The following is a 15,268-nucleotide window of genomic DNA, read 5'->3' on the forward strand; positions in this document are numbered from 1 at the left end:
ATTGGCATAGTTAAGTTTCAATTATTCTTTTTAATATACATTGGTCAGTTATGTTAATCGTACTCACCTTTTGTCACAACATACCACGATTTAATAAAAACATGACGCACGAACAAGTCCGCTGCTACCTTTGAATTTAGTGATACTTAAAAAACACGTTAGTTTCACACGCTAAAAATTTCGCAACCTATGTTGTGGTTTAGTAACACTCAGTGATTGCGGCCTGCTTTTTCAATAGTCAACTTTGGTATGTTGTGACAAATAAATTTTGACAAGTGACATTATTTAGCCAAAGTCAGGTTTATTGTTTTGCAATGACTTAAGTTAGATTAATTTACAATCCAAAACGTGCCTAAACCAATTGAACTAAGGCCAAGCAGTTTAGTGAAAATATTGGCGACCTTGTTGGTGATGTTTTTCAACTGCGTCTGATATAAGCTAAACGCATAGCCAAAACAAAACATCCCCACTAAGCAGCCTAATGAAAAAAGTGAAATGTGTAATATGAACTCGGCTTGTTGCATGTTTGGCATAATAACTAATAATGGCGCACTACCAGCTACGCCATGTAACATGCCAATAAATAGCGATGTGTGATCATGCTTACCGGTAAAAATTTTTATTTTGCTTAATTGCGACTGTAAGTTAAAAACACCTGAGTGATGTAAAAACAATATTAATTTTAGTCCTAAGTAAATCAAGACAACACCAACAAGTATTTCTGCATAATGAACAAACCACTGCGGTAACTGAAAGCCCACAAAAATAAGGAGCAAACCTAAAATAACTAAAACACCACCATGCCCCATTCCCCACTTTAAGGTATGGGTTAGGATCGATTTTTTATCTCGGTGCTGCCCTGAAAATGACGCCATTGCCATAATATGGTCAGCGTCAAAGGCATGGATAACACCAAAGAACATACCGGTTGCTAATAGTGCTAAATAACTCTGTTCAATCATCATTATCGCTCACTGAATTGGTTAATAATTTTAATTGCTGCATTAGCACCACCAAAACCATTATCAATATTTACCGCTAATATACCCGGAGAACATGAAGCTAAGGCGCTATCTAACGCTACTTTGCCATCTTGGGAAACGCCATAACCAACTGAAGTTGGTACGGCAATGATCGGTGCTCTAACTAAACCAGCCAGCACACTAAATAACGCACCTTCCATTCCCGCTAGCGCAATAATAATTTTGTATTGACGAATATGATCTATTTTTTCCATTAAACGCCACAGTCCAGCAACGCCAACATCTGAAAAAATAGGTGCCTTGTAGCCATTAAACGCTAAGGTGCGTTGTGCTTCAGCAGCAATGTTAAGATCAGAAGTACCTGCAGTAACAATGCAAATGTCGTTACAGCTGACTATTGTTGGTGGTTCATTAATAATCGCCGTGGAGGAAGTGGTATCGTAATCGAGTATTTGTTGTAACTTTACTGGAAGGCGTTGATATTGATCTAAGTTTAGCCGTGTTAACAATACAGGCGCTTCATTACTTTGGCTAAATTCAATAATTGCACGCAGATCTTGGTCACTTTTATGGGCACAAAACACAGCTTCGGCAACCCCTGTTCTCGATTGACGATCTTTATCCCAAACAAAATTATCCATGGTTTACCCCATTAAGAAAAGCTGAACCCTTTTGGTAGAGCTTCATGCCAGAAAAAATTCTTCCTTGCTCTGCGCAATATTGGCTTAAACGTGCTGACAAACGATCAAATAGCGCTTGCTCGGGCAGTTGGTCAAGTTCAATAAAAATGCCTTGATGAGAAATGCGACACCGAATATTTTTTAAGCTGGGTAACGATTTTCTTACTTTTTGCTCAACCTTATCTATAAATTGCATATCAACAGGTTTAATTTTAATGCCAGTCTCCACACGGCTTGCTAAACAAGGTTGTGCCGGTAAGCTGTGTATTTCTTCTAAACCATAATGTGCTGCGAGTTGGTAAATATCGGCTTTATTCATACCCACTTCTACATAAGGATGGAGTACATTTTGTTCTTTCGCTGCGGTAAGTCCAGGGCGTACATCGCCTAAATCGTCAAGATTAGTTCCTGAAAATATCGGGCCAACGCCATGTTCAGCGATACGAGTATATAAATTACTTTTACAATAATAACAACGATCTACAGGGTTATCTAAGTAGTTATCGTCTTGAAATTCTAACGCATCTATTACCTTAAGTTGCCAAGTGTATTTCTTGGCATAGTTTTTAACCCGTACTAAGGCACTTTCTGGTACGGCAGGCGAATAAGCGTGTACGATATTCACTTGTGCTTTAGCGTAACCATTCGCGATATAGGCCAATAACATGCTGTCGATGCCACCACTTACCGCAATAGAGAATTGCTCAAACTGATCAAAAAAATCGACAAGTTGCTGTGTTTTGGTCATCACTTAGCGCCCTCTTTACCAGAAAATTCGACTTGCTGCTTCAGAGCTCGACGTTGCTGTAACGAGCCAACATCCGTTAGTTCGTCATGTTCAATTTTATCGGTTATTTCTCCGTTTGGGCGCTTAACACTTTTAACATTCTTTGATGATATTTGATGATGTTCTCTTGCTAAAAACTTTCTAGTTTCAAAGCGATAGCGTAAACCTATGGTCGTCGTTTGGTTAAAACATTCATCAATAACTGATTGGTAATTGTCGGTACCCGCTAATAATCGAACGGCTTCTGTTGCGCGATTTTTTTTGCTACGCGCCGTTTGCACAGTAACGTCAATAACACCGGTTTTCGCACGTAAAATATCAAGCGACAAGGCCAGTTCTTCTCCGGTCATATCGTCGACATCAAACTCAATAACTACCACGGCCGCATGTGAATCTTGACCAGCATATTGTTTATCAAAATGCAGTGCCCGCAAAATATTGGGCATTCCGTGAAAAGTTTTACTTCCTAAACCATAACCTGTGGTCACTAATGTGGCCTGTGGTTGCTCGCGAAGCAAATCGTTTTGTTTAAGGTATTTTAATATCGCAGCACCTGTTGGCGTAATGCGCTCGCCGGGAATGTTGTCGTTAAAAAATTCAAAACCTAACAGAATCTCTGCCGTAGCTGGTGCCGGAACAGGAATTAGGCCATGTTGAGTATTCACTAATCCACTACCTAACGGCAGTTTTGAAATACTCCAAAAACTGGCAGACAGGGCATCCAAAATAACCGCTGCGGCAACAACATCCATCAACGAATCCCAATCCGCTAATTCATGAAAATGCACATCGTCTAAGGTTTTGTTATGAATTTTAGCTTCTGCTATGGCAATAATTGTCAGTAGTTCAACCGCAATTTTTGTGATCTGTTCTGGTAACGGGCTTTGCTTTAGTAGCTGGCATAAATGCCGATAAGTGGTTTCATCATTATGATCATGGTGGTGAACATGGCTGTGATCATGGTCATGAGAATGATCGTGTGCATGATGATGTTGATGGCTGTGATGATGAGAGTGATCATCTTTGCTTGTCGCACCGTTGGCAGGTATTAGCGTAAAGCGTAAACCACTGATCCCTGAATTCAAGCCCGCTGATATCTTCGCCTGCCCTGCGTGCTCAGGCAATACTTGTGCAATGGCTGAAAGCACGCTCGGCTGCAACGATTCAAACGCATTAAGCATAGCGCTAACAAACATATCGCCGGCAATACCTCCAACAATATCTAGGTGAATGTGCGATTGCTTTAATGTCGTATTCATAATTATTACCTACTCTGTCATCGAGTGAATGCGTAAACGATTACTTTTTAAAGTTTTCTTCAGTAGCCCATAAACCCAATGCCGGATTACTAACATAGAAGACTTCCTCACCATTTTCTAACGTGTTCCAACCATTGGTTAACTTTTCGAGTGGGTAGCGTTTTATCATATCGTTGTAGTGACAATATTGATAATTTACCGACTCCACTTCTTCTTTGCTTAAACCGTCGCTTGGACAATATGTCACTTTAAAGCGATTGTTAGTTGTACCGTGAATAAGGTGCGCTGCCGCCGATAAATTACTTGCCAATTCAGGGTTGTTTTTCACCGCGACGAGCGTTTCATCCGTGGTTTTGTACCCGTAGGTGCGAATAAGTTGGTCGATGCCCATATCTTCACCAAAGCGAATTAACCCGGGCGCAAGCACAATTAATTCACCGTCATCGGCCATTGCCATACGTGTTCGATAAATGGCTTTATTGCCCAACCATGTGGTTTTAAATTCCGCGGGTTCTAAATACACTATGGCTTTTTTTATCGGCTTTTCCAGTAAATTCAAATTAAGCTGCTGACTTAACTCACAAGCCGCTTCATAGGTATCATCTTGGTTACCGCAATACACGCCTTGTAAGGCTAATTTTCCTGATTTTTTACCCAATACCGTCAAAATAAACTCGATCGGTAGGTGGCGTAAAAACTGATCAAACCCTTCATTTAATGCTTTTCTCACCGGAGTAGAAGTGCGCCCCATAATGCGTTCCATGCCATAAACCGCGCCTAAATAATGGGATTTATGAATAGTGTCTTCGCCGCCAACACCAATAAGTACGTTTTTGGTGTAATTGGCCATACCAATCACTTCATGAGGAACAATTTGGCCAACGGAAATGATCAGATCCCATGATTTATCCAGTAAGAGTTTATTCACTGCAACTTCCATAGTGCAATCGAGTTTAGCTTCAGACAACTCACTTATACGCTCTCGTGAAATTTCGCCTAATACTTGTACGTCGGTTCGCCAAAAGTGTGGTAAAAACTTTTCTTTTGGAATGTCGCTGCCAAACATTGCATCTATTTCTGCCTCAGACATAGGTTCATGCGTACCTAAAGCCGGTAGAAAAAACACCTCGGCACGCGGGCTTAGCTGTTCATACAAATAGGTAGAAATAAAGCCTGCTTTTGAATAAAAACGCGTAATATCAGGCGGTAAGATCAGTATTTTTTTTGCATTTTGGGCTTTTTGCGCAATAAAGCTATCAATAATGCCTTTTAAATCTTCATCCGAAATAGTGTGTTCAGTATCAACATGGTGAATTGGATAAGTCATTCTTTAATAGCCTCTACAATTTGAGAAATAATAACCTGAGGACTGTGCTCGAGTAACACAGTAATTGCTTGCTTAGGAGGCTCAAGTGTATCTAGTTGGCTTTGTAATAAATCTGCCGACATAAAATGTGCCTCTCGCTCACTTAAACGCTGCGCCAATAGTGCTTTGTCACCTTTTAGATAAACAAATTGCACGACATTATCAGTCGTAGCACTTAAAAGATCACGATAGCTTTCTTTCAGTGCAGAGCAAGCCAATACCGCGCCGCCTTTTGCTTGCCAAGCTACGATGTTATTAGCCAACAATGTTAACCAAGGCTTGCGGTCATCGTCGGTTAATGGCGTGCCATTTGCCATTTTTTCAACCGATGCCGATGAATGAAAATCATCAGCATCGTAAAAAGGTAAAGACAATTCTTGCGCAAGCAATTGACCTATGGTTGATTTTCCACAACCGCTAACGCCCATAACGATATAAATCATATTTACCTCTTAACAATCAACATTCGCTATTAGGCTAATACAAGCCAAACAGTTGTGGGAAAAATTCACTAATTGCTGGCACATACGTCACCAACATTAAAATACAAAACATCGCGATATATAACGGCATTAAGGGGCGAATAATTTTACCTATCGTCGTTTTTGCTACCGCACAGCTAACAAATAATACCGAGCCGACCGGTGGTGAACAAAGACCGATAGATAAGTTAAGTACGATCATTATGCCAAAATGCAACGGCGACATGCCTAGTTCAACCGCGACCGGTAAGAATATTGGCGTGAAAATAAGTACCGCTGGCGTCATATCCATAAAGGCGCCGACTGCTAATAATGTTAGGTTGATAATTAACAAAATAAGCAGCGGATTTTCGCTCAACATTAACAAGAAATTAGTAATGGTTTGCGGAATATTTTCGTAAGAAAGGATCCACGACATACCTGATGACGCGCCGATCAGTAACATGACAATAGCAGTTGTTTCACCCGCTTTTAATAATATTGCTGGTAACTGAGGTAATTTAACTTCTTTGTAAACCACAACCGATAATAACAATGAATACAACACTGCGATCGCGCCTGCTTCAGTTGGCGTAAATATGCCACCGATAATGCCACCAATAATGATAAAAATAAGAAATAGGCTAGGTAATGCTGCGATCAGTTTTTCCGCCATCACTTTAAACGGTACGCGTGCTTCGGTAGGGTAGCCATTTAATTTTGCATATCCGGCACAAACTAACATCAAGGCCAACGCCACTAATATGCCCGGTAAGTAGCCAGCAACAAAGAGTGCCGCAATCGATACACCACCACTAGCAATTGCATAAATAATTAAGATATTGCTTGGCGGAATTAACATACCTGTGGTGGCTGCTGCGCCAGTTACCGCGGCACTAAACTCTCGACTGTAACCTTTCTTCTCCATCTCTGGGATCATAAAGCTACCAATTGCACTCGTGGCTGCAACCGCAGAGCCTGAAATCGCCCCAAACAACGTACACGATAAAACATTCACCAATGCTAAGCCGCCAGGTAACATACCAATGAGTGCCATAGCGCATTCAATTAACCTTTTGGCAATGCCACCTTGGCCCATAATTAAACCCGAGAGCACAAAAAATGGAATTGCGAGCAAGGCAAAACTATTAATACCACCTGCTAAGCGCTGAGCAATAGTTGTTGCCGCTGGCACAAAATCTATGCTGTACAACATGGTGGCAAAAGTTGCTAAACCGATACTAAATGAAATTGGAATATTGATAAGCAATAAGCCAAAGAAAACCACGAGTAAAATAACACCTGAAAATTCCATGATTACGCGACCTCGCTATGATTTTTGTGATTGAGTGCGCATATCAACGCAGAAATTTTCATACAGGAAATATAGACAATAAGTACACCGGATAGTGGTACCACGGCGTAGATATAACCCATTTGTATTTCAAGTGCTGCTGAAACTTGCGGTGGTTCAAACGCTAATAATACTAACGAGATGCCACCAACAATCATCACAGTTACCGCAAAAAACATAATCAAAAGATGACCAACAATGCACACACATTGCTGCATTTTTTGATTAAAACGAGTGGTCAAAATATCTAAACCTAAATGCGCATTAGAATGATATCCGTAGGCTCCACCAAGCAAACCTATCCAAATCAATAAAAAACGCGCGAGCTCTTCAGTAAACGAACTGGGCGATTGCAATATAAACCGAGAAAACACCTGCAACGTAACCACGGCAACAATGGCAAACGACAAAATAATTACCGTTAATTTTAGGGCACTAATCATATGCAAATACAACTTATTCATGTGCCGCTCCCTGCGTTTTCAACGCATTGATCCGCTCAACATAATCACCAATATTGGTGCCATTTAAGCTTTCATATAAAGGCGCTAAAGCATCGATAAAAGGTTGTTTATCTGGGTATATCACTTCTACCCCATGTTTTTTGACTTCCATCAATGACTTTTCTTCCAGTGCAAGCCACAAGGTTTTTTGCAGCTCAATTGAGTCTTGAACTGCGGCCTTTAACCATGTTCGTTGTTGCTCAGTCAAAGAGTCAATAATATGTTTACTGGCAATAATGACATCCGGCACGGAGGTATGTTCATCTAATACATAATATTTAGAAATTTCGTAGTGACGCGATAAGTAAAACGACGGTGGATTATTTTCAGCACCATCAACAACTCCTTGTTGCAATGCGGCATATAGCTCACCAAAAGAAATTGGCGTTGCAGAGCCTCCAAGTGTATTAACCATGGCAACCGCGCTTGGGCTTTGCATTACACGAATTTTCTGGCCATCTAAATCAACAGGCGTTTCCACTTTTTTGTCGGTCATGTAAAAACTACGACTACCCGAGTCGTAATAGCCAAGACCAACCAAGTGTGCTTTTTGAGTATGACTTAATAGCTCTTGACCGACTTCCCCGTGCAATACGCGCCATTTATGATCGCGATTTTCAAAAAGATAAGGCACACCATAAAGCTTCATTTCTGGCACAAAACCTTCAATCGCTGCTGCTGATACTTTCGTCATCGCCAAACTGCCTATTTGCAGTAACTCCACCATTTCACGCTCTTTGCCTAATTGAGCGCTAGGGTAGACTTTAAGTTGCATGGTATTGTTTGAATAGTGCGCCAATTGTTTGGCCATATGCAGCATGGCTTTATGCACACTATGTTCAACATCAAGTGCATGGCCAATACGTAAAGTGGTCACCTCAGTTTCTTGCCTGCAGCCAGTTATGGCTAAGCAAAAAAGTAACCCCGGTAACACGAGTCGTAATATTTTCATCTGGAATATCCTCGATAAATACTGACGATTTAACGAAGTTCAGTCGCGGTATAAGTGTCCATATCATCATATGCCAGATTTTCCCCTGCCATCCCCCAGACAAATGAGTAATTTGATGTACCTGAACCACTGTGAATTGACCAAGGTGGTGAAATAACGGCTTGTTCGTTATGTACCCATAAATGACGTGTTTCGGTAGGCTCCCCCATAAAGTGACAAACCGCTTGGCTCGGATTCACATCAAAGTAGAAATAAGCTTCCATGCGGCGATCATGCTGATGCGCTGGCATGGTATTCCAAACACTGCCCGGTTGTAGGCAAGTTACACCCATTTGTAATTGGCAAGTTTCAACTACGCCATTAACGATTAGTTGATGAATTTTACGTTCATTTGCCGTTTCTTGAGAGCCCAAAGACAATATATTCGCTTCTGCCATACCAATTTTAGTGGTAGGAAATGCTTTGTGAGCCGGTGCTGAATTAATATAAAAGTGTGCAGGCTGATCAGCATTAGAGCTACTAAAAATAACGGTTTTAGCACCTTGGCCAACGTACAAGGCTTCTTTGTTTTCTAGGGTATAGTCAACACCGTCTACTGAAACAACGCCAGTACTGCCCACATTAATAATACCGAGTTCACGGCGATCTAAAAAGTGTTCAGACTTTAACGCGTCAATTGTTGCCAGCGTTAACTGTTGTTTTTTAGGAATAACACCACCAACAATGAAACGATCATAATGGGTATAAACCAAAGTGATCTCATCTTCTTGCATGATATCTGCCATTAAAAATTCTGCGCGTAATTGCTCAGTAGTAAAGGTTTTTACTTCATTGCGACCAATGGCATAACGTGTTGTATATTGTGTGCTCATGCTAACTCCGAATGTGTTTTATAATGTGGGCGACTCGTCAGCCCTAATAAGGTAAAAAGGTAGCGAATGGCTTTCACTACCTCATAAAAATTAACGTGCTAACCAACCACCATCAACCGCCAATACATGGCCGTTAACATAATCGCTAGCCGATGACGCTAAGAAAACAGCAGCGCCTGCAAGTTGCTCTGGCATGCCCCACTCGCCTGCTGGAATACGCTTTTGAATATCTGCGCAGCGCTCTGGGTTATCTTGTAAAGCTTGAGTATTGTCAGTTCTAAAATATCCCGGTGCGATAGCATTCACTTGAATATTATTAATCGCCCATTCGTTAGCTAAGGCTTTCGTAATACCGGCAACAGCATGTTTACTCGCTGTATAAGCCGGCACTGTCATACCACCTGAATAAGAAAGCATTGAGGCAATATTGATAATTTTTCCGGCTTTGCGTTTCAACATGTCTTTACCGGCAAGTTGGCTTAATTGAAATAAACCATTTAAATTAACATCGATGACTTTACGAAATTCATCCATTGGGTACTCGTCAGCCGGAAAACGTGAAATGGTGCCACCGTTATTAACCAGAATATCAATTTGCCCAGTCAATGAAACGGCTTCTTGATAGAGCCTAGCAACGGCTTGTTCGTCTGATAAATCGGCCGCTAAGCCAAACGATTTACCACCCTCACTTTCAATAAGCTCCTGTGTTTTATCAGTGCCACCAGCACGTGATGCACAGCAAATAACCACGGCACCAGCTTTTGCTAAACCAACAGCAATCGCTTGTCCTAAACCTCGACTTGCGCCAGTGACTAAGGCGGTTTTACCGACTAATGAAAATGATGTGTTATGTGCGTCGTTCATAAGTATTCCAATTAATTTCTGTATAAAGTTGTCTGTTTTACTACTAGGTTAAGCAGTTTTGATAGGCGTTTTTCGCCAAGCGGTATGACAAGTCATGTGCTAATTCAAAGGCAGCACTTTCGCTAATTCGATGTTGGCAAACTAACTGTGCCAAAAAGCGGCAATCAATTCTTCTCGCCACGTCATGGCGAGCCGGTATGGATAAAAAGGCGCGGGTATCGTCGTTAAAGCCAACCGTATTATAAAAACCGGCGGTTTCAGTAACTTGATGACGAAAACGTAACATACCTTCTGGTGAGTCATTAAACCACCAAGCAGGTCCTAATTTTAATGACGGGTAATGTCCAGCCAACGGCGCCAGTTCGCGTGTATATGTGTCTTCATCGAGTGTGAATAGAATTAGGCGAAGATTTTTTTCATTACCGTATTTTGACAATAACGGTTTTAAATTATTAACATACTCAGAGCTGACCGGAATATCACAGCCTTTGTCTGCGCCATAAGTGTTAAATATTGAGGTGTTGTGGTTTCTATGCACTCCCGGATGCAATTGCATCACCATGCCGTCGTCAATACTCATCCCTGCCATTTCGGTTAGCATTTGTGCACGAAATAGCTCTTGTTCTTGCACGGTCGCAGCTTGACTCATTATTTTTGCAAACAGTGCGTTGCATTCAGCTTTAGACAAATCAGCTGTGCGGGCAGTTGCATGACCATGATCTGTAGCTGTCGCGCCGTGCGCTCTAAAAAATTCACGTCTATTGCGAAGTGCGTTCAAGTAGCCGTCCCACGAATGGGTGTCTTCACCGGTTAACTCACTTAAGCGCTGAATATTTTTTTCAAAGCCTTTTATTTGCGGGTCAACCACATCATCAGGTCTAAACGTAGTGATGACCTGATCGTTAAATCCTAGGGATTTTATTTGTTGGTGATGTGCCAAGTCATTAGTGGCGCCTTCTGTTGTAGCAAGTAATTCAATGTTAAATCGTTTAAGCAGTGCTCTTGGGCGAAACGCAGGCGTAGCAAGCGCTTGATTAATAGTGTCATAAAAGTATTCAGCATTGTCGGCGTTAAGTTCAACATCAAAACCAAACACTTCGCAAAATACATAATCCATCCAAATGCGCGAAGGTGTGCCATGAAAAAGGTAATAGTGGCTAGCGAAAATTTTCCACACCGCTAAATAATCAACGTTTTCAGTACTACCATCTAAACGGGCGATACCTAATTGATCAAGGTTGATACCTTGGCTGTAAAGCATACGAAAAACATAGTGATCTGGAATAATTAACAACTCAGTCGCATTTTTAAAAGGCGCGTCGCTAGCAAACCATTTAGGATCGGTATGCCCGTGTGGACTAATAATAGGCAATGCTTTAACGCTGTTATATAACTGACGGCTAATGTCACGCTCTTTACTATCGCTACTAAATAAGCGATCAGGATGTAAAGTATAAGGAGTATGGTTTACGTTCATTGGATCCTCGCATCGTTTAGGCATAAATTGATAATGCACGTTCATTGCTATTTTGAAAAAACGCCATGGTATTAATATATGCTTGGCTGACATTGTCGATAAATGCGCTATCTTCGCTCAAGGTTTCAGGAATAAGACCTGAGATAGAGAGCAGCGCCGCCACCGTATCAGTTGGTTCGCCTTCTCCTTTTTTTAACGCAGCAACAAACTCATTAGCGCGCGGATCATTAATAACAATACTGTTGTCAACACTGTTTACAAGAAAGTGAAGCCATGCAGCTACGACAATCGATAAGCCTTTGGTACTGAGACCTTGAGCAACATTTTCAGCTAATGGTGCCAGTATGCGAACCGGAATTTTCATCGAACCGTCGCAAGCAATTTGCGCCAGTAAATGTTTAATTTTAGGGTTTTCAAAACGGGTAAGAATGTCGAGCGCGTATTGCTCGATGTTTAAACCATCAATAGGTTCTAGTGTTGGAATAATTTCTTTTTCAAGTAAGTCGACTAAAAACGATTTTATCGTTGGATCTGAAACCGCTTGATAAACACTTTCATAACCTTTTAACGAACCAATATAGGCAAGCGCTGAGTGCAAACCGTTAAGCACGCGTAATTTTGCTTTTTCAAACACGGCAACATTATCGGTAAAAATAACGCCAACGTTTTCCCAGGCAGGGCGATCGAATGAGCAGCTTTCAATCACCCATTGTGAAAAGTTTTCACGTTGCACAGGCGCGCTGTCACATACACCTAACGCTTGTTCAATCAGCTCAACCGTCGCTTGCTCTGTTTTTGGCGTTATGCAATCCACCATGGTATTTGGGAATTGGGTATTATGTTCAATCCAACGAGCAAGTTCTGGTGAGATTTTTCTAGAGAATTGAATGACAGCAGATTTTAGTTTTTCACCGTTATCGGGCAAATTATCACAGGCAATAACATTAAAACTTTGAATACCGGCATTAAAACGTAAACGGCTGGCTTCAACTAATAAGCCAATGGCTGTGCATGGGCTCGATGGGTTGGCAATGTCATGCTCAATGTCAGGTAAATTTTCATCTAAATAACCATCAGCCGTTAAGCAATAGCCTTTTTCTGTCACGGTAAGTGATATAATTTTAGTTGTTTCAGCCGCCATACGCGCTAAAACATCGGCTAATTGATTTTTAACGACTAAAACTTCTTTCATCGCGCCAACAATTTGAAAACGGTCTTGCACATCTAGCGTTGCACAAGTGTATAAACAGTCTTGCTGTTGCATTTGCGCTTGTAGCGCTTCGTTTCTAAAACTTACCCCACATATACCCCAATCACCTTCACCATGAGCATTTAAAAATTGTTCAGTAAAAATAGCTTGATGAGAACGATGAAAAGCGCCAAGGCCTAAGTGAACAATGCCAATACCAAGGGCATCGCGGTCATAACTAGGTAAAATAGCACGCTGTAAACTATCGGTAGCAGGCAGTAAGGCTAAACTTGTTTGATCTAACTTATTGGTCACTTTATTCATGTTGCAAACATCACCAAATCCGTTACACGGAGTATTAAACTGTAATCTTGTTTAAATACTACTCCGAAAACATCATTGCCGTCAAGTGGCCTTACCAATATTGAATTAACAGAATGAGTAGAATGTTGTCGAGATAATAAAAGGTCACTTAATAAATAAAATCGCAAGAAATAAAGTATAAATACAATTAATAACAATGAGTTAAATTACTTTTCAGGCGACAAGGCAAACAAAGTTTTGATCAACAAAAAATAAAATTCACGGGGACGCCGTATAACAAGAAACTGGCATTTTCTTTAAAATGACCACGAAGAAAAGCGATCTGAAGTTGTAAATTAGCGCTAACACTTATTAAACATTGTTAGCGCTAAGGTAAGTATTGGCTTGTTACTGTGTCGCCAATTGCATTTTTCTTATGTTCGCTTCAACGAAATAAAAATCTGCATACATAATGGCGGTATTTATTTCACTAGTATTAGGTAAGTTACCTGTTGCTTGTGTTAATACAAAGCCAAGTTCATAACTGCTACCTTTTTCTTTATCGCTTAGGTAATGCTGCGTTAATTCCAACATAATTTTATCTGCTAGCACGACATATTTATCAGCCTTAGTTTGATCACTCGACGTTTGGGCATAACGATATAATGCCGATGCCATAATTGCAGCCGCAGATGTGTCTCTAGGAATAGTGCGTCCATTTAAATCATAGGCTTGGGTGCCGCAAGGAGCAATTTTGCCGTTTACAATAAAGCTTTCGCCGGTAACTGAAGTCAATTGACTTAACGACGCTAACGCCGACTCAGTTAATAAAGCGCTATCGATGGAAATGGGGCGATAACCGACATAAGGTAGCGTTTCTTTTGGAATTTCATGATCACATAAATCTAATATTCTCGAGTAATAATTGGTACTCTTTTCCATGTTTTCAGCCAAAAGATAGGCATCATCTTGATCCGCTAAAAAGTCCCAATACGGCACAGGACTCTCACTTAATCGATAATTCATCGACTCATATAAACTATCAAGGTGCTTTTCAAAGGTGTTGCGTTCTTGTTCAGAGATGCCAAGTCTATTGGCCGCTTCTACAACAGTAACAAAACCATACAGCGACCATGCTTGGCCACGTGCCCATGCAGAAATACTGCCTAATCCCTGCCAATTACCCGGTTTCATCGTGCCATAATCAATTAAGTGATAAGACAATGGTCTTTCTTTATTAACATCTTCTGGCGTATAAAAGTAATGATTTTTGCGCGTAGTTTCGGCATGGGTGAAAGCTAATGTTTGATACTGCTGATTATCGCTAGCAAACAGAAAATCAAGGTTCATCATATTATCAACAATCACCGGATACGACCAAGGATTTGCCAAGTCAAACGCAGCGGATTTCACTTCGCCATTTTGCAAATATTTCGTCGGTAATGTTGGCAGAAAATCCCACGACTTAATCACACCATATTCAGTAGAAAATCGTGTAGATAAGGTATCTCGGCCGTCATTAAGAATTTGCTGATATTGTTGACGTTGCTTAAGGTTAAGACCAGAATAGTCAAGAGCTTCCCCGTAAGAATCATATAAAATAAACCCTAAATCGTGTGTAGTGCCGCGCTTAGATTCACTTTTTAGTGCCTGTTGATAATGGCTTGCTGTTTCAGCGATAACTTGTTGCTGTTCATTACTAAACCCGTCGATACGATCACTTACCGATAAGAGTTTCCACAATAGACCAGGGTAAAAACCATTGGTCCACTTCTCTGGCTTTTCCATAAAGAGTTGTCCGTGCTCTTCTGAACGAGGAAAACACAAAACTGGCTCTTGCTTACAGCGCTCTGCAAACATTAGATTGTTGTTATTATTTATATTTTCAATCAACTTTAAATATTGGTCTTTACTAAAACGTAAATTATTTTTAGCATCGGCCACTGAAAAAGTCTGCGATTTTTTATCATCTGCTATTACTGCCGCCTGACCCTTGTCTTGAGGCTGCTGCGTGTCTGTGCAACCCACTAATAATGCACTAACAACAATAGACACAGAGAAAATTCTATTCATACTTTCTTATTCCTTTATGGCACACAGGACAAGTGGCCTTACCAAACAATAAATTAAATGCTACAGAATCTTATGAGTAATGTCTAGTAGCAAAAATATCGCCTGATACGGGTAAAAAACGCACAACATTGCTATAAAGATTGAC

General features: G+C 40.8%; 14 protein-coding genes. All 14 read right to left on the minus strand.

Annotated features, from left to right (window positions below; all coding sequences use genetic code 11):
- Positions 1 to 329 precede the first annotated feature (329 nt).
- The 14 genes from ACRRSQ_RS17460 to ACRRSQ_RS17525 all read right to left on the minus strand — a co-directional run bounded on the left by ACRRSQ_RS17460 (position 330) and on the right by ACRRSQ_RS17525 (position 15,123).
- Positions 330 to 965: an urease accessory protein UreH domain-containing protein gene (locus tag ACRRSQ_RS17460; RefSeq protein ID WP_440877065.1), complete on the minus strand. Its 636-nt coding sequence runs from the start codon at positions 963 to 965 to the stop codon at positions 330 to 332.
- Positions 965 to 1,624, minus strand: coding sequence for a nickel pincer cofactor biosynthesis protein LarB (gene larB / locus ACRRSQ_RS17465; protein WP_440877066.1), 660 nt, complete (start codon positions 1,622 to 1,624; stop codon positions 965 to 967). The genes ACRRSQ_RS17460 and larB overlap by 1 nt, the downstream gene beginning before the upstream one ends.
- Positions 1,617 to 2,411, minus strand: a complete 795-nt coding sequence (locus tag ACRRSQ_RS17470; RefSeq protein WP_440877113.1) for a hypothetical protein — start codon at positions 2,409 to 2,411, stop codon at positions 1,617 to 1,619. Before ACRRSQ_RS17470 ends, larB begins: the two co-directional genes overlap by 8 nt.
- Positions 2,411 to 3,709 (minus strand): LarC family nickel insertion protein, encoded by a 1,299-nt coding sequence (locus ACRRSQ_RS17475; protein WP_440877067.1) that lies wholly within the window; start codon positions 3,707 to 3,709, stop codon positions 2,411 to 2,413. Before ACRRSQ_RS17475 ends, ACRRSQ_RS17470 begins: the two co-directional genes overlap by 1 nt.
- A 40-nt stretch (positions 3,710 to 3,749) precedes the next feature.
- Positions 3,750 to 5,036 carry a lactate racemase domain-containing protein gene (locus tag ACRRSQ_RS17480; RefSeq protein WP_440877068.1) on the minus strand — a complete coding sequence of 429 codons (1,287 nt, stop codon included), beginning with the start codon at positions 5,034 to 5,036 and terminating at the stop codon, positions 3,750 to 3,752.
- Positions 5,033 to 5,518 carry a gluconokinase gene (locus ACRRSQ_RS17485; protein ID WP_440877069.1) on the minus strand — a complete coding sequence of 162 codons (486 nt, stop codon included), beginning with the start codon at positions 5,516 to 5,518 and terminating at the stop codon, positions 5,033 to 5,035. Before ACRRSQ_RS17485 ends, ACRRSQ_RS17480 begins: the two co-directional genes overlap by 4 nt.
- Positions 5,519 to 5,552: 34 nt before the next feature.
- A complete protein-coding gene (locus ACRRSQ_RS17490; protein WP_440877070.1) occupies positions 5,553 to 6,851 on the minus strand; it encodes a TRAP transporter large permease in 1,299 nt (432 codons plus the stop codon).
- Positions 6,852 to 6,853: 2 nt separating this feature from the next.
- Positions 6,854 to 7,354 (minus strand): TRAP transporter small permease, encoded by a 501-nt coding sequence (locus ACRRSQ_RS17495; protein ID WP_440877071.1) that lies wholly within the window; start codon positions 7,352 to 7,354, stop codon positions 6,854 to 6,856.
- A complete protein-coding gene (locus tag ACRRSQ_RS17500) occupies positions 7,347 to 8,345 on the minus strand; it encodes a TRAP transporter substrate-binding protein (RefSeq protein ID WP_440877072.1) in 999 nt (332 codons plus the stop codon). The genes ACRRSQ_RS17495 and ACRRSQ_RS17500 overlap by 8 nt, the downstream gene beginning before the upstream one ends.
- Positions 8,346 to 8,374: 29 nt before the next feature.
- Positions 8,375 to 9,217, minus strand: coding sequence for a 5-dehydro-4-deoxy-D-glucuronate isomerase (gene kduI, locus ACRRSQ_RS17505; protein WP_440877073.1), 843 nt, complete (start codon positions 9,215 to 9,217; stop codon positions 8,375 to 8,377).
- A 90-nt stretch (positions 9,218 to 9,307) separates the two neighbouring features.
- Positions 9,308 to 10,081 carry an SDR family oxidoreductase gene (locus ACRRSQ_RS17510; protein ID WP_440877074.1) on the minus strand — a complete coding sequence of 258 codons (774 nt, stop codon included), beginning with the start codon at positions 10,079 to 10,081 and terminating at the stop codon, positions 9,308 to 9,310.
- 43 nt (positions 10,082 to 10,124) lie between these two features.
- Positions 10,125 to 11,558, minus strand: a complete 1,434-nt coding sequence (gene uxaC / locus ACRRSQ_RS17515; RefSeq protein WP_440877075.1) for a glucuronate isomerase — start codon at positions 11,556 to 11,558, stop codon at positions 10,125 to 10,127.
- A gap of 16 nt (positions 11,559 to 11,574) precedes the next feature.
- Positions 11,575 to 13,071 (minus strand): mannitol dehydrogenase family protein, encoded by a 1,497-nt coding sequence (locus tag ACRRSQ_RS17520; RefSeq protein ID WP_440877076.1) that lies wholly within the window; start codon positions 13,069 to 13,071, stop codon positions 11,575 to 11,577.
- Between the two features lie 387 nt (positions 13,072 to 13,458).
- Positions 13,459 to 15,123 carry a hypothetical protein gene (locus ACRRSQ_RS17525; RefSeq protein ID WP_440877077.1) on the minus strand — a complete coding sequence of 555 codons (1,665 nt, stop codon included), beginning with the start codon at positions 15,121 to 15,123 and terminating at the stop codon, positions 13,459 to 13,461.
- Between the last annotated feature and the right edge of the window lie 145 nt (positions 15,124 to 15,268).

It is taken from the genome of Thalassotalea sp. PLHSN55, from assembly GCF_052030545.1.
Classification (GTDB): Bacteria; Pseudomonadota; Gammaproteobacteria; order Enterobacterales; family Alteromonadaceae; genus CANMXU01.